The sequence below is a fragment of the Stenotrophomonas sp. HITSZ_GD genome (assembly GCF_029543105.1).
In the GTDB taxonomy this organism is placed as follows: domain Bacteria; phylum Pseudomonadota; class Gammaproteobacteria; order Xanthomonadales; family Xanthomonadaceae; genus Stenotrophomonas_A.
On sequence record NZ_JARQXB010000005.1, the window covers coordinates 201,533 to 220,536 of the forward strand.

Consider the following 19,004-nt stretch of genomic DNA (forward strand, 5'->3'; position numbering starts at 1 on the left):
TTCCTGCTGCGGCGTCGTGCCGCTTCTGATTCCCTGTCGGCTCCTTTATCGCGGGGAGGTGACATGAAGCTGCAAGGAATTCTGCTGGCCGGCCTGCTGTGCGGCGCATGCGTGGGGCATGCGCAGGCCGAGCGCAACAAGGTGCTGGTGATCGGGCTCGATGGCTTTCGCGCCGATGTCTACGGGCATGCCCGCACGCCGCATCTGGACGCACTGGTGAGGGAGGGCTATCTCTCCGGCGAAGGCTGGACGGCGGACACCGCGGTCAGTGGCAGCGGCTGGGCGTCGATCATCACCGGCGTGGAGCGCGACAAGCACGGCGTGCGCGACAACCGTTTCGAAGGCAGCCGCTTCGCCGACCATCCGGAGGTATTCACCCACATCGAGCGCGCCAAGCCCGGGCTGCGCACCGCCGCGCTGCTGAGTTGGCCGGCGCTGGCCAGCCACGTCCCGTGGGGCGCCGACGTGGTCTTCGATGGCGGCTACGACGACGACCGCGTGCTGCAGAAGGCGCAGGCGCTGCTGGCATCGAAGTCCTCCCCGGATGTCATGCTGGTCAACTTCAACGAGCCCGATGGCAGCGGGCACGCCGGCGACTACTTCGATCTCGACGCGCCGGGTTACCTCCAGGCGATCGAAACCGCCGACGCGCGCATCGGCGCGTTGATGCGCGCGATCCGCCAGCGGCCCGAAGCGCGCAACGAAAACTGGCTGGTGGTGGTCGCCACCGACCATGGCGGGTCGCGCCACCACGGCGAGAACATCCCCGAGCATCGCAAGACGCTGGTGGGCTTCAGCGGCAAGTCGGTCGCCGCGCTGGGCGTGGACCCGCTGCGGCTGGCGCCGCGGCAGGTCGACATCGTGCCTTCCGTACTCGCGCATCTCGGGCTGCCGCAGCCGAACGGGCTGGACGGGCGCCGCATGCTGCGCCCGCTGGCCGAGCCCGCCGCCGCGCTGGGCCGCAACCAGTTGGTCAACGGTGACGCCGAGTATTCGGTCGGACGGCTCGATCGTGCCTACGACAGCGACGTGCCCGGCTGGCGCAAGGGCAATGGCGGCCAAGTGGTGGACTACGCCACGCACGCGTGGCTGCCGGCCCCTGGTGCGCGCGCGGGCGCGAACCTTTTCATCGGCCGCGACGCCGGCCAGTCCCTCAACACACTGACGCAGCGCGTGCCGCTGCAAGGCGCGCTGGCGAATGCGCGCAGTTTCCGCCTCAGCGCCGACCTCGGCGCGGCACCCGGCCACCGCGCACGGGTGTTCGTGCGCTTCACCGGCGAGGGGCGGGTCACCGGCTTCACGCGCGATGGCGTACTGCACCTGTTCAAGGGCCTGGGCTACTGGCGCTATTCACTGGCCGAACAGCGCGTGCTGCCCGGCTATCCGGAGCCGATACGCACCGCCTGGCCGGGCTTGGCCGGCTTCGCCGGCGGTGCGGCGGACCTGGACAGCGTGTTGCTCAAGGGCGAAACGGCGTATTTCTTCAAGGATGGGCAATACCTGGCCTATGACCTGGGCACGCAAGCGGTGGTGGGCGGTCCCCAGGTCATCGACGGCGCCTGGCCGGGCCTGGATCGATTCGCCGGCGGTGCGCGCGAGTTCGACGGTGCGTTCCGTGCCGCCTCGGGAGACCGTGCCTTCGTGTTCAAGGGGGATCGCTACGTCCGTTATGACGTGGGGGCCGGCCGCGCGGATGCCCACTATCCCGCGTACCTGTCCGATAGCACCTGGCCCGGCACGGGCTTCTGGCCCGCCGATTGGCATGGCCTGGTGGAGGGCGAGGGCGCGCAGGCGTTCGTGTTCAAGCCCGGCGAATACCTGGTGTACGACCGCGGCGCCGACCGTGCCCTGCAAGCCAGACCGGGCTCGTTCCACCACGGCGCGTTGGCCGGGCTGGAAGACCTGTATGACGGCGAATGGTTCGAGGTGGCCTCGGGGGCGGGGAGCGGCGTACTGCAGACGCAGGTCCTGCAAGGCGATGTACCGCCCGGTGCGCGCGTGGCAGAGGTCGAAATCCGCTTCGAGCATCCGGTCCCCGGCGCGAAAGGCGATGCCTACGCCGACAATCTATCGCTAACGTTCTTGCCCTGAAGGCGGCGGAAAGCAGGGCGCGGGCGCGCCCTGCTTTCATGTGGATCAGAACGCCAGGGTCACGCCGGCAACCGGGCCCTTGAATTCCTGCTTCAGGCCGATCAGGCCATCGCTGCCCTTGCGGTCGACATCCAGCTTGAACCAGTCGTAGCCCGCGAACAGGCCGAAGTTCTTGGTGAAGCGGTACTCGACGATGGCGTTGGCGCGGCTCAGGTCGCCATCGTAGTTGTCGAAGCTACCCCAGTCGGTGTTGAGGTACTGGCCCTGCAGGTTGATCAGCCAGTGCTCGCTGGGCTGCACGGTGAAGCGCATGCCCACCACCGGCGCGGCGCCGTCTTCGCTCTCGTCGACGAACTTGCCCTGATACAGGTCCGCGCCCAGGTCGGCGTAGCCGTTGGCTTCGACCTTGGCCCATTCGCCACCGATCTGCAGGCCCAGGCTGAACTTCTCGGTGTCCACCACCGAGTAGTCGTAGACGAAGCTGGCGACCTGGTACTTGATCTCACCCTTGATGAAGCTGCCGGCCGGCACCGTGACGCCATCGTAGGTGAAGGTGTCGCCGAGTTCCTCGCGGCGATCCTTGTCGTACTTGAAGTAGTCGAAGATCAGGCGCTGGCGCTTGCTGATGCGGAAAACGCCGTCCACGCGCGGCTCCCACTCCTTGCCCCCGAAGTCGAAATCCTCGGCGAACGAGACATCGTTGCCCATGACATCGGTGCGACCGCGGATCGTGCTGTCGGTGTCGATGTTCATCATGCCCAGGCGCAGCTGGAAGCGATCATCGGTGTCGGCGGCGTGCGCCGGCGCCGCGACGGCGGCACCCAAGGCAAGGGCGAGGGAAGAGAGGACGAGGTACTTCATGTGGGAGAGCTCCGATGTGCACGGCGACAACGCCAAGTGCGGGGACTATCGTCAAGCCGCGGTCGAACATCGGTGAACAGGTTGTCCAGCGCATGTGAACGCTGGCGTATGGAAGACCCGGGGATGCCGGCGGGTCCTCGGGCGGGATTGCGCCGCCGGGAAAGGTGAAGCCCCGGTTGCCCGGGGCTTCTGGGGCCTGACTTAGGAGCTGTCGACGAGGTGGAACACAGGCCTCGCAAGAACAGACCGGCCCCCCGGGCGAAAGTTCCCGTAAATTTCATGACGCGGCGCAGCAGGGCTGAATGACTTGTCCCGGTTGTCTCGCAATTAGCCCAATTGCTATAATTTGGCGGCTCGACGAGGCGCATCCGCGCCCAACCTCCTCCAAACCGCTAAGGGATACGTGTGCTGAACTCCGTTGACTCGGGTCGGCGGCTGATGCTGCGCGCAGCGCTGTACCCCCTGCTGGCGGTGGTGGCAGCGGCGGCAGGCTTTTTCCTGCTGTTGGGCCTCAAGCAGGCGCTGGCGGTCTTGTTGACCGGCCTGGCGACTGTGGCGGGTGGGTGGTTGGCGGCGCGCACCGCGCTGGGAGGCGGGGTCCAGGCTGCAGGTACGGCCATGGTCCGGCTGATCCTGGCGATGGTGTTCAAGTGGGTGCTCGTCATTGCGGCGCTGGTCCTGGGCTTCGGCCTGTGGCGGCTGCCGCCCGTGGGGCTGCTGGCGGGTATCGCCATCGGGCTCATCTTCCAGGTGCTGGCTCTGGCCAAGCGCTGACCGAATTCATACATCAAGGTTCCGGACACATGGCGGGCGAGGCAGAAACCCCTACCTCCTATATCCAGCATCACCTGCACAACCTCACCTTCCATATCCAGGAAGGCGGTTTCTGGGCGATCCACGTCGATACCATCGTGACTGCGGTGCTCATGGGCCTGGTCATGGTCGTGGCCTTCTGGCTCGGTACCCGCAACGCCACCTCCGGCGTGCCGGGCAAGTGGCAGGCGTTCGTGGAGATCTGCCTGGAGTTCGTCGACCGCCAGGCCAAGGACACCTACCACGGGCACAGCAAGCTGGTGACGCCGATCGCGATCACCATCTTCTTCTGGATCCTATTGATGAACCTCATCAAGATGATCCCGGCCGATTTCATCGCCATCCCGCTGAGCTGGGCAGGCATCCACTTCTGGAAGCCGGTGCCCACCGCCGACGTCAATGCCACCCTGGGCATGTCGATCAGCGTGTTCTTCCTGATGCTGTTCTTCTCGCTGCGGTCCAAGGGCCTGGGCGGGTTCACCAAGGAATTCCTGACCGCCCCGTTCGGCAAGTGGATGCTGCCGTTCAACCTGATCCTCAACATCGTCGAATGGCTGAGCAAGCCGATTTCGCTGGCGATGCGACTGTTCGGCAACATGTTCGGCGGCGAGATCGTCTTCCTGCTGATCTGGGTGCTGGGCGGCGCGGGCCTGCTCGGCGCGGTCGCCGGCGGCGTGTTCGGCCTGGGCTGGATGCTGTTCCACCTGCTGGTGATTCCGCTGCAGGCGTTCATTTTCATGATGCTGTCGATCGTGTACCTGAGCCTGTCGGAAGACAGCCACTAAAGCGTTTCCTGTTTCACCCTTCATCCGTCTTTATTCCATCCTTTCATCACCCTTAGCAAAACGTTCCTGGAGACAATCATGTTCCTCGCCGTCCTGACCAACTTCGCCCAGATCCAGAGCTCCACCGCCCTTGCCGTCGGCATCATGATCGGCCTCGCCGCGCTGGGCGCCGGTCTGGGCCTGGCCATCATGGCCGGCAAGTTCCTGGAGTCGGCCGCGCGCCAGCCGGAACTGATCCCGGTCCTGCAGGTCCGCATGTTCATCACCGCCGGCCTGATCGACGCCGCGTTCATCATCAGCGTCGCCGTCGGCCTGCTGCTGGCCTTCGCCAACCCGCTGTCCGCCGCGCTGGCCGAAGCGGCCGCCAAGGCCGTCGCGGGCTGATCCAGCGATAGCGGGATGCGGCCGGAGCCCGCCCAGCGGGCTTCGGTTGCGGATGAAGGTTAGGACGCGCCGCCCGCCGGGCGGCGCGCCCACCCCGTCAACATCGATTGAGCAAACCCCATGGATATCGGCTTTACTCTCATTGCCCAGGCGCTGGCGTTTGCCGGTCTGATCTGGATCGTCGCGACCAAGATCTGGCCGCCGCTGATGAAGGCGATCGAAGAGCGCCAGCAGAAGATCGCCGAAGGCCTCGCCGCCGCCGACCGTAGCCAGAAAGACCTGGCCCAGGCGCAGGAGAAGGTCAACGAGGCGCTGAAGGAAGCCCGCACCAAGGCCAACGAGATCATCGACCAGGCCCACGCGCGTGCGAACCAGATCGTCGACGCCGCCAAGAGCGAGGCCATCGCCGAGGCGAACCGTCAGAAGGATCTGGCCCAGGCCGAGATCGACGCGGCCGCCACCCGGGCCCGCGAGGAACTGCGCAAGCAGGTGTCCGTGCTGGCCGTGAGCGGTGCGGAAAAGCTGCTCAAGCGCGAGATCGATGCCAACGCGCACAAGGCGCTGCTGGACGAACTCGCTTCGGAGATCTGATTCATGAGCCAGGCCCTCACCCTTGCCCGCCCTTATGCCCGCGCCGCTTTCGCGATCGCGCGTGACGAAGGCCGCTTCCCGCAGTGGGGCGACGCGCTGTCGTTCTCGGCGCAGGTCGCCGGCGATCCGCGCGTGGCCGGACTGCTACTGAACCCGGAGCTGGGCCAGGGCGATGCCGTGGGCCTGCTCGCCCCCGAGGGCGCCAGCGAGGAATTCCAGCGTTTCCTGGCGCTGCTGGCGCAGTCGCAGCGCCTGACCCTGCTGCCCGAGATCTCGGGCCTGTACGACCAGCTGCGCGCGGACGCCGAGCGCGTGGTCAAGGCCACCGTCACCAGCGCCGCGGAACTGGCGCCGGCCGAGCTGGACAAGATCGTCGCTGCGCTGAAGAAGCGCTTCGGCCGCGAGGTGGAAGTCACCACCGCGGTCGATGCCTCGCTGATCGGCGGCGCGGTGATCGACGCCGGCGACGTCGTGATCGACGGTTCGCTCAAGGGCAAGCTCGAGCGCCTGCAGAACTCGCTCGCACACTGACACTCATAAACGCGCGGCCTTGCGGCCGGCACCTAGGACTGAACGATGGCAACCACGCTCAACCCCTCCGAAATCAGCGAACTGATCAAGACCCGCATCGAGAAGGTCAAGCTGTCGGCCGAATCGCGCAACGAAGGCACCGTGACCAGCGTGTCCGACGGCATCGTGCGCATCTTCGGCCTGGCCGACGCGATGCAGGGCGAAATGATCGAGCTGCCGAACAACACCTTTGCGCTGGCGCTGAACCTGGAGCGCGATTCGGTCGGCGCCGTGGTCCTGGGTGACTACGAGCACCTGCGCGAGGGCGACGTGGCCAAGACCACCGGCCGCATCCTCGAAGTGCCGGTGGGCAAGGAGCTGCTGGGCCGCGTGGTGAACGCGCTGGGCGAGCCGATCGACGGCAAGGGCCCGCTGGGCGCGCAGCTGACCGCTCCGGTCGAGCGCGTTGCCCCGGGCGTGATCTGGCGCAAGTCGGTCGACCAGCCGGTGCAGACCGGTTACAAGTCGGTCGACGCGATGATCCCGATCGGCCGTGGCCAGCGCGAGCTGATCATCGGCGACCGCCAGACCGGCAAGACCGCGATGGCCATCGACGCGGTCATCAACCAGAAGGGCACCGGCATCAAGTGCGTGTACGTGGCGATCGGCCAGAAGGCCTCGACCGTCGCCAACATCGTGCGCAAGCTGGAAGAGAACGGCGCCCTGGCGCACACGATCGTCGTGGCCGCCACCGCGTCCGAATCGGCCGCCATGCAGTACATCAGCGCCTACTCGGGCTGCACCATGGGCGAGTACTTCATGGACCGCGGCGAAGATGCGCTGATCGTGTACGACGACCTGTCCAAGCAGGCCGTGGCGTACCGCCAGATTTCGCTGCTGCTCAAGCGCCCGCCGGGCCGCGAAGCCTACCCGGGCGACGTGTTCTACCTGCACTCGCGCCTGCTCGAGCGTGCCGCCCGCGTGTCGGCCGAGTACGTGGAGAAGTTCACCAACGGCGAAGTGAAGGGCAAGACCGGTTCGCTGACCGCGCTGCCGATCATCGAGACCCAGGCCGGCGACGTCTCGGCGTTCGTGCCGACCAACGTCATCTCGATCACCGACGGCCAGATCTTCCTGGAAACCGACCTGTTCAACGCCGGTATCCGTCCGGCCGTGAACGCCGGTATCTCGGTGTCGCGCGTCGGTGGCGCGGCCCAGACCAAGATCATCAAGAAGCTGTCGGGCGGCATCCGCATCTCGCTCGCCCAGTACCGTGAGCTGGCCGCGTTCGCGCAGTTCGCCTCGGACCTGGACGAAGCCACCCGCAAGCAGCTCGAGCGCGGCCAGCGCGTCACCGAGCTGATGAAGCAGAAGCAGTACCTGCCGATGTCCATCGCCAACCAGGCGCTGACCATCTACGCCGTCAACGAGGGCTACCTCGACGACGTGCCGGTCGCCAAGCTGCTGTCCTTCGAGGACGGCCTGCACGCCCACTTCGCCAACACCCAGGGCGAGCTGGTCGGCAAGATCAACAGTACCGGCGACTGGAACGGCGACATCGAGGCCGCTTTCAAGAAGGGCATCGAAGAGTTCAAGACCACCGGCAGCTGGTAATACCGGCAACCGGGCAGGGTACGGGGCGCGGCGACGCGCCCGGGCCCCACCAGACAGCGATCAGAGCGAGCGAAGATGGCAGGCGGACGCGAAATCAAAACCAAGATCAAGAGCGTGCAGAACACCCGCAAGGTGACGCGCGCGCTCGAGATGGTCTCGGCCTCCAAGATCCGCAAGGCACAGGAGCGGATGAAGACCTCGCGTCCCTACGCGCAGGCGATGAAGCAGGTGATCGGCCACCTGGCGCAAGCCAGCACCGACTACCAGCACCCGTTCCTGGTCGAGCGCGAGCAGGTCAAGCGGGTTGGCTACATCGTGGTCTCCTCCGACCGCGGCCTGGCCGGCGGCCTGAACAACAACCTGTTCCGCAAGATGCTGGGCGAGGTGCGCCAGTGGCAGGACAAGGGTGCCGAGGTGGACGTGGTGACCATTGGCCAGAAGGCTTCGACCTTCTTCCGCCGGGTCAAGGTCGACATGGTCGGCAGCGTCACCCACCTGGGTGATACCCCGCATGTCGAGCAGCTGGTGGGCGTGATCAAGGTGATGCTGGATGCCTTCACCGAAGGCCGCGTGGACCGTGTGTACCTGGTCTACAACCACTTCGTGAACACCATGACGCAGAAGGCCAGCTTCGACCAGCTGCTGCCGCTGCCGGCCTCCGAGGCGAAGGTCGCCCACCACGACTGGGACTACCTGTACGAACCCGATGCCGCGACCGTGCTCGAGCACGTGATGACGCGCTACATCGAGTCGCTGGTGTACCAGGCGGTGCTGGAGAACGTGGCCTCCGAACATGCCGCGCGCATGGTGGCGATGAAGGCCGCCAGCGACAACGCCAGCAAGCTGATCGGCACCCTGCAACTGGTCTACAACAAGGCCCGCCAGGCTGCGATCACCCAGGAAATTTCCGAAATCGTCGGCGGCGCAGCGGCAGTCTGACGCGCGCGGCTCAACAGCATCACATCTAGAGGATCCATCCATGAGTCAGGGCAAGATCGTTCAGATCATCGGCGCGGTCGTCGACGTCGAATTCCCGCGCAGCGAAGTGCCGAAGGTGTACGACGCGCTGAAGGTTGAAGGCACCGCGATCACGCTGGAAGTCCAGCAGCAGCTGGGCGACGGCGTCGTGCGCACCATCGCCCTCGGTTCGACCGACGGCCTGAAGCGCAACCTGGTGGCCAACAACACCGGCCGCGGCATCTCCGTGCCGGTCGGCAGCGGCACCCTGGGCCGCATCATGGACGTGCTCGGCAACCCGATCGACGAGGCCGGCCCGGTCAAGAGCACCGACAGCTGGGAAATCCACCGCAGCGCGCCGAGCTTCGACGAGCAGGCCTCGGCCACCGAGCTGCTGGAAACCGGCATCAAGGTCATCGACCTGATGTGCCCGTTCGCCAAGGGCGGCAAGGTCGGCCTGTTCGGCGGCGCCGGCGTCGGCAAGACCGTCAACATGATGGAACTCATCAACAACATCGCCAAGGCGCACTCGGGTCTTTCCGTGTTCGCCGGCGTGGGTGAGCGTACCCGCGAGGGCAACGACTTCTACCACGAGATGATCGAGTCCAACGTCGTCAACGTCGAGAAGCCGGAAGACTCGAAGGTGGCGATGGTCTACGGCCAGATGAACGAGCCGCCGGGCAACCGCCTGCGCGTCGCGCTGACCGGCCTGACCATGGCCGAGTACTTCCGCGACGAGAAGGACGCCAACGGCAAGGGCCGCGACGTGCTGTTCTTCGTGGACAACATCTACCGCTACACGCTGGCGGGCACCGAGGTCTCGGCGCTGCTGGGCCGCATGCCGTCGGCGGTGGGTTACCAGCCGACCCTGGCCGAGGAAATGGGCGTCCTGCAGGAACGCATCACCTCGACCAAGACCGGTTCGATCACCTCGATCCAGGCCGTGTACGTGCCCGCGGACGACCTGACCGACCCGTCGCCGGCCACCACCTTCGCCCACCTGGATTCGACCGTGACGCTGTCGCGCTCGATCGCCTCGCTCGGCATCTACCCGGCGGTCGACCCGCTGGACTCGACCAGCCGCCAGATGGACCCGAACGTCATCGGCAACGAGCACTACGACACTGCCCAGCGCGTCCAGCAGACCCTGCAGAAGTACAAGGAGCTGAAGGACATCATCGCGATCCTGGGCATGGACGAGCTGTCGCAGGAAGACAAGCAGGCCGTTTCGCGCGCCCGCAAGATCGAACGCTTCTTCAGCCAGCCGTTCCACGTGGCCGAAGTGTTCACCGGCTCGCCGGGCAAGTACGTGTCGCTGAAGGAGACCATCCGCGGCTTCAAGGGCATCGTGGACGGCGAGTACGACCACCTGCCGGAGCAGGCGTTCTACATGGTCGGCACCATCGACGAAGCCGTCGAGAAGGCCAAGAAGATGGCCGAGAAGGCCTGATCCCCGGCCCCTGACCTGGTGCCTTCCCGCGTGCGGGAAGGCATCGAACGGAAGAGAAGCGAACCATGAGCAGCACCATCCGTTGCGACATCGTCAGCGCCGAGCAGGAGATCTTCCGCGGCGAGGCGACCCTGGTCGTGGCCACCGGCGAACTGGGCGAGCTGGGCATCGCGCCCAAGCACGCGCCGCTGATCACCCGCCTGAAGCCGGGCAAGGTGGTTGTCACGACCGCCAGTGGCGAACAGCTGGACTTCGCCATTTCCGGCGGCATCCTGGAAGTGCAGCCGCAGGTCGTGACCGTGCTGGCCGATACCGCCGTGCGCGCGCAGGACATCGACGAAGCCGCCGTGCGCAAGGCGAAGGAAGAAGCCGAGCGCATCCTGGCCAACCGCGGCGAGGCGATGGAAGTGGCCGAGGCCCAGGCCAAGCTGGCCGAAGTCACCGCCCAGCTGCAGGCGCTGGAGCGCCTGCGCCGCAACCTCAAGCACTGAGCGGTATCGCGGCTTGATCGGAAACGCCGGCCTCGTGCCGGCGTTTTCGTTTGTGGCGGGTCGTCAGCGGTAGACGACGTGGCGCATCAGCAGGAACGACAGCACCGCCAATCCTGCCTCGACCACCGGCTTGGCGAGCCACGCCAGCTTCAACCCAAGATGCGCGGCCAGCGCGCCGACGAGCAGGGTGCTGGTAGCGGTCAGCACCAGCCATACCGCGATATAGCGCGAAAGCGAACGCCAGCCCAGCCGATGCTGGCCGTCCTGGGCAAACGTGAACCGGCCGTTTAGCCAGAAGCCCACCAACGCCGCGCACACGCGGCTGCAAACGTTCGCGACCGGCACCGGCATGCCCGCGCCGGTGAAGGCAACGAACAATGACCAATCCAGGCAGAGCTGGACGAGGCCGATCACGATGAACTGGGTGCCTTGGCGAAGAATCATTGCGCGGTTGCGGAGACGAGGGCAGGCAATCGTATCGTTCTGCGCATAAAATCCCTACAACAACGCTCATTCGGTTCAGTGCCCATGTCGCTTCCCCTGCACGTCATCATCCTGGCCGCCGGCGAGGGCAAGCGGATGAAATCCGCGCTGCCGAAGGTGCTCCAGCCCATCGCCGGCCGGCCGATGCTCGCGCACGTGATCGACGCGGCGCGGCAGTTGCATCCGGAGGCGATCCACATCGTCCACGGGCATGGCGGCGAACAGGTGCGCGCGGCGTTCGCGGGCCAGGCCGACCTGCGCTGGGCCGAGCAGGCCCAGCGCCTGGGCACGGGCCATGCGGTCGAGCAAGCCATGCCCCACGTGCCCGACGCGGCCAACGTGCTGGTGCTGTACGGCGACGTGCCGTTGATCCGCGCCGAGACCCTGCAGCGCCTGCTCGACACGCAGGCCCGCCTGGCGGTGCTGGTGGCCGAGCCGGCCGATCCCACCGGCTACGGCCGCATCGTGCGCGATGCCGAGGGCAAGGTGGCCGCCATCGTCGAGCAGAAGGATGCCGACGACGAGCAGCGCCGCCTCCGCGTGGTCAACACGGGCATCATCGCCGCCGAATCCACCGCGCTGCGCCGCTGGCTCGCGCACCTTTCGCCGAACAACGCGCAAGGCGAGTACTACCTGACCGACGTGTTCGCCAGCGCCGCCGCCGAGTTCAGCCCGGCCGACATGGTGGGCGTGGCCGACCCGCAGGAAGCCGAAGGCGCCAACGACCCGTGGCAACTGGCCCAGCTCGAGCGCGCGTTCCAGCTGCGCGCCGCCAAGGCGCTGTGCCTGCAGGGTGCGCACATGGCCGATCCGGCGCGCGTGGACCAGCGCGGCACGGTGAAGGTGGGCCTGGACGTGCGCATCGATGTGGACGTGGTGTTCGAAGGCGAGGTCGAGCTGGGCGATGGCGTCGTCATCGGCCCGTTCACCCGCCTGCGCGACGTCAAGCTGGCGGCGGGCACGGTCGTGCGCGCGCACTGCGACCTGGAAGGCGTCGTTGCCGAAGGCGCGGTGCAGATCGGCCCCTACGCGCGCCTGCGCCCCGGCACCGTGCTGGCCGATGGCGTGCACGTCGGCAATTTCGTGGAGACCAAGAAGGCCCGCCTGGGCGTGGGCAGCAAGGCCAACCACCTCACCTACCTGGGCGATGCGGAGATCGGTGCCGGCGTAAACGTCGGCGCGGGCACGATCACCTGCAACTACGACGGCGTGAACAAGTGGGTGACGAAGATCGGCGACGGGGTGTTCGTCGGCTCCAACAGCGCGCTGGTGGCGCCGATCGAGATCGGCGACAACGCCACCATCGGCGCGGGCTCGGTGGTCACGCGTAACGCGCCGGCGGGCCAGCTGACGGTCGCGCGCGCCAAGCAGGTCAGCATCGAAGCGTGGCAGCGGCCCAAGAAAAAATGAGTCGCCGGCCCTAGGCGGGCAGCAAGATCACCACGCACAGGCCGCCATCGCTGCGGTTCTGCAACGAAATGCGCCCGCCGTGCGCTTCGACGATCTCGCGCGTGAGCGCCAGGCCCAGGCCGGTACCGTTGCGCTTGGTGGAGTAGAACGGCATCAGGGCGTTCTGCAGCACGGCCTCGTTCATGCCGTTGCCCCGATCCAGCACTTCGATGCGCAGCCATTGCGGCAACCGGCTCAGGCGCAGCTCCACGTCGTCGTTCGGTATCGTGGCCTCCGCGCACGCCTCGTGCGCGTTCTTGAGCAGGTTCAGCAGCGCCTGGCCCAGCTGCGCCACGTCCACGCGGCTGCACATGTCCGGCGACTGCAAGTGCAGGCGGAACGGAATCTGCTGCTGCAGGCCGGACAGGAACTGCTCCCACTGCACCGTCTGCAGTTGCGGCTGCGGCAGCTTGGCGAAGCGCGCGTAGCCGCGGATGAAGCCTTCCAGATGCCGCGCGCGGTCCTCGATCGTGCCGAAGATCTCGCCCAGCCGCTCGGTCTTCTGCCGCCGCACCAGTTCGGCGCCGGAATGCGCCAGCGAGGCGATCGGTGCCAGCGAGTTGTTCAACTCGTGGCTGATCACCCGGATCACCTTCTTCCAGGTCTGCACTTCCTGCCGGCGCAGCTCCGGCGTCAGCAGGCGGATCAGCAACAGTTCGTGCACGCGGCCGTTGAGGTGGAAGCTGCGGTGGGCGAGGTGGTAGATCTGCTCGTCGTCCTCGTCCCCGTCCTCCTCGCGCACGGCAAACAGGCTGTCGCCGCCGCGGGCAATCGCATCGCGCAGCTCGGCCGGCATCTGCTCCAGCAGCGCGTCGATGCGCTGGCCCTCCAGCCGCCAGCCACCATGCAGAAGCTTGCGCGCGGCGATGTTGGAGAAGGTGATGCGGCGGATGCCGTCGCCGCCGGCGGCCACCAGGATCATCGCCACCGGCGTGTTCTGCACCATCGCATCGAGCATCAGCTCGCGCTGCACCAGGCTCTGGCGCTGTTCGCGCAGTACCTCGCCCAGCTCCGAATGGGCCTGCACCAGTTGCGCGAGCTCGTCATCGCCGCGCCAGTGCACGCCGAAGTTGTACTCGCCATCGCGATAGCTGCTGGTGGTGCCGGCCAGCGCGCGGAACAGCGAACGCATCGGCGCCGTCGCACGGTGCAGCACCCACCACATCAGCCATAGCAGCAGCGCACCGGATACCGCCGCGACTTCCCAACCGCGGTCGAGCCAGTACGCCAGCAGCCAGGGCATCGCCGCGGCCAGTGCCAGCACCGGCAGCAGCCGCACGAACAGGCGGAAAGTGAAGGAGCGGCTCATCATCCCTCGCGTGGAATTCCGTAACGGTCCATGCGCCGATACAGCGCCTGGCGGCTCATGCCCAGGTCCGCCGCGGCCTGCGCGATCACCCCATGCGCGCGCGAGAGCGCCTGCTCGATGCGGGCGCGATCCGGCTCCTGGCCATTGCTAGCCAGGCGCACCGCCGGCGGCGTCGGCAAGTTGAGGTCGCTCGCCTCGATGCGCGCGCCTTGCGAAAGCAGTTCGGCACGCTGGATCACGTTGCGCAGCTCGCGCACGTTGCCCGGCCACGGGTGGCGTTGCAGCAGGCTGCGGGCCTGCGGCGACAACGGCTTGCCGGACGCCAGGAAGTGCTGCGCCAGCGGCAGGATGTCGCCGGGCCGCTCGACCAACGGCGGCATGGCCACTTCCACCGTGTTGAGCCGGTAGTACAAGTCCTCGCGGAAGCTGCCCTCGCGGATCATGCCAGGCAGGTTGGCATTGGTGGCGCTGATCACGCGCACCTTGGCCTGGCGCTCGCGGTTGGAACCCAGGCGCTCGAAGCGCCCGGTCTCCAGCACGCGCAGCAGCTTCATCTGCCCGGCCGCGGAGAGGTTGCCGATCTCGTCCAGGAACAGCGTGCCGCCATCGGCCGCCTCGAACTTGCCTTCGCGCGCCTTGTTCGCCCCGGTATAGGCGCCGGCTTCGGCACCGAACAGTTCGGCCTCGATCAACTCGGAAGGAATGGCGCCGCAGTTCAGCGCCACGAACGGGCCGTTGCGCACCGAGGAGTTGGCCTGGATGATCTCGGCGATCTTCTCCTTGCCGCTGCCGTTCGGCCCGGTGATCAGCACCGGCAGGTCCGAGCGCGCTACCTGGCACGCCAGCGCGATCGCGCGCTCGCTCGCCGGGTCGGCGAAGACCGCGCCGCGCAGGTCGAAGCGCTCGGCCAGCTGTTGGCGGCTGCGTTGCTCGCGGTCGCGGCGGCGGTCCAGCTCGCGCCGCGCCTCGGACAGTTCGAGCAGGTTGTTCACCGTGGTCAGCAGCTTGCGGTCGTCCCACGGCTTGGCGATGTAGTCGGCGGCGCCGGCCTTGACCAGCTCCACCGCGCTATCCAGGTGTGTCCACGCGGTAAGCAGGATCACCGGCAGGTCCGGGTGGCGCTCGCGGATCTGCGCGAACAATGCCTGGCCCTCCTCGCCGGACGTGGTGTCCGCGGTGAAGTTCATGTCCTGGATCACCAGGTCGAACGCCTGCTCCTCCAGCCTTGCCAGGCCGGCCTGCGGCGAGTCGGCATGGCCGGTCTCGATGTCATGCAGCGAGAACAGCACTTCCAGTGCCGTGGCGACCGCGTGGTTGTCATCGATGATCAGGACGTTGGACATCGTGTCGAAGGCAGTCGGCTGTGGGGATGGAAGGATGATCGCAGTTGCCCGGGGGAAAGTCGCGCCGCGCCGCCGAAAGGCTCAAGCCCAGCGAATGCCGGCGGCCAGCGGCACCGCGTCGGCTTCGCGGGTGATCGGCCACATCGCGCACTGGCCGGTCAGCACCACCAGTGCCGCGGCGAGTGCCTGCAGCGCGATGCCGCCGGTCTCCAGCTGCATGCCCAGCCAGGGCCACGCGCGCAGCAGCAGGTGTAGCCAGGCCAGGCCGGCCAGCGCACCCACGCCGGCCAGCAGCAGGTTCTCGCGCCGCAGTTGCCAGCGGATCTGCGCGCTGCGCGCACCCAGCGCGCGGCACAGGCCGATCTGCCGCACCCGCGCCTGCAACAGAAGGTCGGCGAGGTTGGCCAGCCCCACGCCGGTGCACAGCAGCCACAATCCCATGCCGAGCAGCAGGCCGGTGGCCAGCCAGCGGTCATGGCGGAAGTAGGCCTCGCGCAGTTCGGCCAGGCTGCGATAGTCCGACACCCACCGCCGCGCCCCTGGTGTGGCGATCGCCTCGCTCACGCGGTCGGCCTTCGGCGGCGTCTGGCCGTGCAGGCGGAGCAGGTAGACGCCCACCTGGCCCAGGTCCAGATGCGCCGGCAGGATCAGCGTCGGTCGTCCGTCGGCACGTGGGCCCTGCAGCGGCGCGTACACGCCGACCACGCGCAGCGGCGGTGCGCCGAGGGCATGGAGCGTGCGACCCACCGCCGGCTCGCCATGGAACAGCTGCCGGGCCAAGGTGGCATCCACCTGGACGCTGTGGGCGGCATGCAGGCGTGTGCCGGTGTATTCCCGCTGCAGGAAGTCGCGGCCCTCCCGCAGTGGCACGCCCAACTGGGCGCGCAGCGCTTCATCGCCGAAGTACACGGTGGCGCTCACCCTGCCACGCGTGCCATCGGGCGAAAGACCGAACTGCGCCGACCAGTCGTCGATGCCGAAGGGCACCTGATTGATCGTGACCACGCGTTGCACCTCGGGCAACCGCGCCAGCGCCGCCCGCTCGCGCGCCAGGACCTGGGCATCGGCCGCACCGCGGATGACGAGCCGGATCAGCCGGGTCTCGTCCACGCCGCTGGGCGCGGTGATGCGCGCTCGCCATTCGCCGGCCTTGGCCAACGCCAAGGCCAGCACCACGGTGGTGAGCGCGCACTGCAGCACGATCAGCCCGGCGGCCAGCCGGTGCCGCCGCAGCGATGCCAGGAACGGGTCGCCACCCAGCATCGCCGTCGCCGGCTCAGGCGCTGCGGGTCGCCACGGCCGGCGGCACCGCCGCGGCGCGCCGTGCCGGGCCCAGCACCGCCAGCTGCCCCAGCAACCACAGCGCGATCGCGCCGCACGGCAGGTAGATCAGCGGCAGCCGCGGCAATTCGTAGCGCTGCATCAGCCACAGGTTGGCCGAGTAGGCCAGCGTCATGCCGATGACGATGCCGATGGTCGCCAGCAGGAAGTTCTCGGTCTGGAAGTAACGCAGGATCTGCCCGCGCGTGGAGCCCAGCGCACGACGAATACCGATCTGCTTGGTGCGCTGCTGCACCCAGAAGCTGGCCAGGCCCACGATCCCCAGCGCGGTCACCACCAGCAGCGCCACGCACACCGCCACCAGCAGCCAGGCCATCGAGCGATCCTGCTGGTAGTAGCCTTGGCGCATGTCCTGCAGCGTTTCCTGCTTGAGGATGATGCGGTTCGGGCTGTTGCGCTCCAGCGCGGCCACCGCGGCCTTCATCACCTCGTCGCGGCGCGCCGGGTCGGTGCGCAGCAGGTAGTTGCCGCCCATCACGTAGGAAATGCGGATCGGGAAGACCATCGAGTACTCGTAGGCATCCGCGCCGCGACCGCCTTCGTTGGGCCGGGCGAGGTGCTCGACCACGCCGACCACCTTGATCGGCCGGTCGCCCCAGCTGTAGATGCTCTTGCCCAGGGCCGACTCACCCGGGAACAACTTGTTCGCCATCGCGCGGGTGATGATGACGGCCGGCACCTTCTGCTCGTCTTCGTCGGCTTCGACGAACTCGTCCGGGTTGAACTTGCGGCCTTCCACGAGTTGCAGGCCCAGCGTATCGAGCAACTGCTCGCCGCCCAGGTAGGTGGTGGCGTTGAGCGTGGAGCGCTTCTGGTCCGGGGTGAGGTTCACGCCGCTGTTCCAGGAAGAATTGCCGAACATCACCTGGTTGGCGACGCTGGCGAACTTCACGCCGGGGATGCCGCGCAGTGCCGCCTCGTCGGAGGCGGTCATCGCGCGGGGATTGTCGTCGCGCCCGATGCCGGTGATCTGCACGCGCACGACCTCGTCCTCCGCCGCGCCGCTGACGCGATCCATGCGTTCGAGGCGGTTGCCGATGAGGAACAGGGCGTTGCAGATGATGGCGCAGCTCAGCGCGATCTCGACCACGATCAGCGCCGCGGCGGTCTTGTGCCGGCGCAAGGTGGAGAGGATGGGACGGATTTCCATGAGGGTCTTCCCGTGAAGGTCCGCTGTCCCGGCCGTCGGAGAGAGAGCTCCGGGGACGGCCGGGTCAACGGAAAGCGGTTATTGGGACTTGAGCTGCAGCGCCGGGGCGACCTGGCAGGCACGCCATGCCGGCAACAGGCCGGCGAGCAGGCTGGCCGCCAGGGCGAGGACGAAGGTGGTGATGAGCATCAGCGGGTCCAGGTGCGCCAGTTCTGCGTAGCTGGCCGGCTGCTGCCGCACCGCCCACAGGCCAAGCAGTGCCAGCAACAAGCCGAGGATGCCGCCGGCCAGGCCGATCGTGCCGGCCTCCACCAACGCCTGCGCGAAGATCGAGCGGCGCGAGGCGCCCAGGGCGCGACGCACACCGATCTCGCCGCTGCGGCGCATGAACTTGGCCAGCAGCAGCCCGATCGTGTTGACCAGGCACACCACCAGGAAGCCGAATGCCAGCCAGGTCTGCAGGCGCACGTCGTTGGGCACCACGTTCTTGAACTCCAGCCACTCCATCACGCTGCGCAGGCGCACGTTGGTCGGACGCTCGAAGCGGCCGGCCTGGCGCTGCTGGTCGGAGTAGTTGGACAGGTACTGGCGGAACTCGGACACCTTGGAGGCGTCGTCCAACTGCACCCAGTACTGCAGCCACACGCAGGGGGCGCTCACCGAGGTCTCGTCCTTGCCCGAATCCCCCCAGCAGTCCATGGAGCCGGAGCGGCTGAACTTCAGGTCCACGGCGGTGGAGAAGGGCACGAACACTTCTTCCACCGTGCCGTAGCGGTCGCTGTTGAGGTCGTAGAAGCGCGGGGTCGGGCGCCAGTACTTGAGCACGCCGATGATGCGGAAGTCGTTCTGCTCCAGGCGGATCGTCTTGCCGACGCTGTTCTTGCCGTCAAACAGCTTCTCGTTGAGTTCCTTGGAGATCACCGCCACGCGTGCGCGGCCGGCGTCTTCGCTGGCGTTCCACGCGTTGCCGTACTCGAACGGCAAGCCGAACATCGGGAAGAAATCGGCCGAGGTGAAGCGGGCATCGGTGTTGAACGGGCGCAGCCCGGATTTCTCCGGCTCCAGCGCGATGTTGCCGCCGGTCATCACCGCCTGCCGGTCGGCCTTCTTCTCGGCGAGCATCTTCTCGGCATCGAAGCGGGTGACCTGCTCGGAGGGCTCCTCGCCGGCGAGGTAGCCGTCCATCGAAGCCGGGTCCATCTGCACGTAGTACAGGTGGTCGCTGCGCCCCGGCAGCGGATCGCCGGAGAGGATGTAGAACACCGTCAGCGTGGTCATGCTGGTGCCGATGCCCAGTGCGATGGCCAGCACCATCAGCGAGGTCAGCACCTTGTTGCGGCGGAAGCTGCGCAGCGCGAGGTTGAAGTAGTAGCCGAACATGG

18 protein-coding genes are annotated in these 19,004 nt (G+C 67.3%); 11 read left to right on the plus strand and 7 right to left on the minus strand.

Annotation, left to right across the window (positions count from 1 at the left end; translation table 11 throughout):
* The first annotated feature begins 63 nt into the window (after window positions 1–63).
* The gene (locus P6166_RS07640) at window positions 64–2,091 is read left to right on the plus strand and encodes an alkaline phosphatase family protein (RefSeq protein ID WP_277763872.1); all 2,028 of its coding nucleotides are present in this window, start codon (window positions 64–66) and stop codon (window positions 2,089–2,091) included.
* Between the two features lie 45 nt (window positions 2,092–2,136).
* Here the strand turns inward: P6166_RS07640 and P6166_RS07645 are convergent, their stop codons facing one another.
* Window positions 2,137–2,952 (minus strand): hypothetical protein, encoded by an 816-nt coding sequence (locus P6166_RS07645; protein ID WP_277763873.1) that lies wholly within the window; start codon window positions 2,950–2,952, stop codon window positions 2,137–2,139.
* 405 nt (window positions 2,953–3,357) lie between these two features.
* On the opposite strand from P6166_RS07645, the gene P6166_RS07650 reads away from it, so the two are divergent.
* The 9 genes from P6166_RS07650 to P6166_RS07690 all read left to right on the plus strand — a co-directional run bounded on the left by P6166_RS07650 (window position 3,358) and on the right by P6166_RS07690 (window position 10,547).
* Window positions 3,358–3,726: a hypothetical protein gene (locus tag P6166_RS07650; protein ID WP_277763874.1), complete on the plus strand. Its 369-nt coding sequence runs from the start codon at window positions 3,358–3,360 to the stop codon at window positions 3,724–3,726.
* 29 nt (window positions 3,727–3,755) lie between these two features.
* Window positions 3,756–4,550, plus strand: a complete 795-nt coding sequence (gene atpB / locus P6166_RS07655; RefSeq protein ID WP_277763875.1) for a F0F1 ATP synthase subunit A — start codon at window positions 3,756–3,758, stop codon at window positions 4,548–4,550.
* Between the two features lie 78 nt (window positions 4,551–4,628).
* A complete protein-coding gene (gene atpE, locus P6166_RS07660; RefSeq protein ID WP_057646362.1) occupies window positions 4,629–4,934 on the plus strand; it encodes a F0F1 ATP synthase subunit C in 306 nt (101 codons plus the stop codon).
* A gap of 120 nt (window positions 4,935–5,054) precedes the next feature.
* The gene (locus P6166_RS07665; protein WP_277763876.1) at window positions 5,055–5,525 is read left to right on the plus strand and encodes a F0F1 ATP synthase subunit B; all 471 of its coding nucleotides are present in this window, start codon (window positions 5,055–5,057) and stop codon (window positions 5,523–5,525) included.
* Between the two features lie 3 nt (window positions 5,526–5,528).
* Window positions 5,529–6,056 carry a F0F1 ATP synthase subunit delta gene (locus P6166_RS07670; protein ID WP_277763877.1) on the plus strand — a complete coding sequence of 176 codons (528 nt, stop codon included), beginning with the start codon at window positions 5,529–5,531 and terminating at the stop codon, window positions 6,054–6,056.
* Window positions 6,057–6,101: 45 nt separating this feature from the next.
* Window positions 6,102–7,649: a F0F1 ATP synthase subunit alpha gene (atpA, locus tag P6166_RS07675; protein ID WP_277763878.1), complete on the plus strand. Its 1,548-nt coding sequence runs from the start codon at window positions 6,102–6,104 to the stop codon at window positions 7,647–7,649.
* Window positions 7,650–7,724: 75 nt separating this feature from the next.
* Complete coding sequence (gene atpG, locus P6166_RS07680; protein ID WP_277763879.1) at window positions 7,725–8,588, plus strand: F0F1 ATP synthase subunit gamma; 864 nt, start codon at window positions 7,725–7,727, stop codon at window positions 8,586–8,588.
* A 40-nt stretch (window positions 8,589–8,628) separates the two neighbouring features.
* Window positions 8,629–10,056 (plus strand): F0F1 ATP synthase subunit beta, encoded by a 1,428-nt coding sequence (gene atpD / locus P6166_RS07685; protein WP_277763880.1) that lies wholly within the window; start codon window positions 8,629–8,631, stop codon window positions 10,054–10,056.
* Window positions 10,057–10,121: 65 nt separating this feature from the next.
* Window positions 10,122–10,547, plus strand: a complete 426-nt coding sequence (locus P6166_RS07690) for a F0F1 ATP synthase subunit epsilon (RefSeq protein ID WP_277763881.1) — start codon at window positions 10,122–10,124, stop codon at window positions 10,545–10,547.
* Window positions 10,548–10,610: 63 nt separating this feature from the next.
* Here P6166_RS07690 and P6166_RS07695 read toward each other — a convergent pair whose 3' ends face one another.
* A complete protein-coding gene (locus tag P6166_RS07695; RefSeq protein WP_277763882.1) occupies window positions 10,611–10,991 on the minus strand; it encodes a GtrA family protein in 381 nt (126 codons plus the stop codon).
* 84 nt (window positions 10,992–11,075) lie between these two features.
* Here P6166_RS07695 and glmU point away from each other — a divergent pair, with 84 nt between their 5' ends.
* Entirely contained in the window at window positions 11,076–12,440 is a 1,365-nt protein-coding gene (gene glmU, locus P6166_RS07700) for a bifunctional UDP-N-acetylglucosamine diphosphorylase/glucosamine-1-phosphate N-acetyltransferase GlmU (protein WP_277763883.1), read from the plus strand.
* A gap of 10 nt (window positions 12,441–12,450) precedes the next feature.
* On the opposite strand, the gene P6166_RS07705 is transcribed toward glmU, so the two are convergent.
* From P6166_RS07705 to P6166_RS07725, 5 genes are all read right to left on the minus strand, one after another.
* Window positions 12,451–13,791: a HAMP domain-containing sensor histidine kinase gene (locus P6166_RS07705; RefSeq protein WP_277763884.1), complete on the minus strand. Its 1,341-nt coding sequence runs from the start codon at window positions 13,789–13,791 to the stop codon at window positions 12,451–12,453.
* Entirely contained in the window at window positions 13,788–15,131 is a 1,344-nt protein-coding gene (locus P6166_RS07710) for a sigma-54 dependent transcriptional regulator (RefSeq protein ID WP_277763885.1), read from the minus strand. The genes P6166_RS07705 and P6166_RS07710 overlap by 4 nt, the downstream gene beginning before the upstream one ends.
* A gap of 81 nt (window positions 15,132–15,212) precedes the next feature.
* Complete coding sequence (locus P6166_RS07715; RefSeq protein WP_277763886.1) at window positions 15,213–16,394, minus strand: FtsX-like permease family protein; 1,182 nt, start codon at window positions 16,392–16,394, stop codon at window positions 15,213–15,215.
* 13 nt (window positions 16,395–16,407) lie between these two features.
* A complete protein-coding gene (locus tag P6166_RS07720; RefSeq protein ID WP_277763887.1) occupies window positions 16,408–17,622 on the minus strand; it encodes an FtsX-like permease family protein in 1,215 nt (404 codons plus the stop codon).
* Between the two features lie 78 nt (window positions 17,623–17,700).
* A complete protein-coding gene (locus P6166_RS07725; protein WP_277763888.1) occupies window positions 17,701–19,002 on the minus strand; it encodes an ABC transporter permease in 1,302 nt (433 codons plus the stop codon).
* Between the last annotated feature and the right edge of the window lie 2 nt (window positions 19,003–19,004).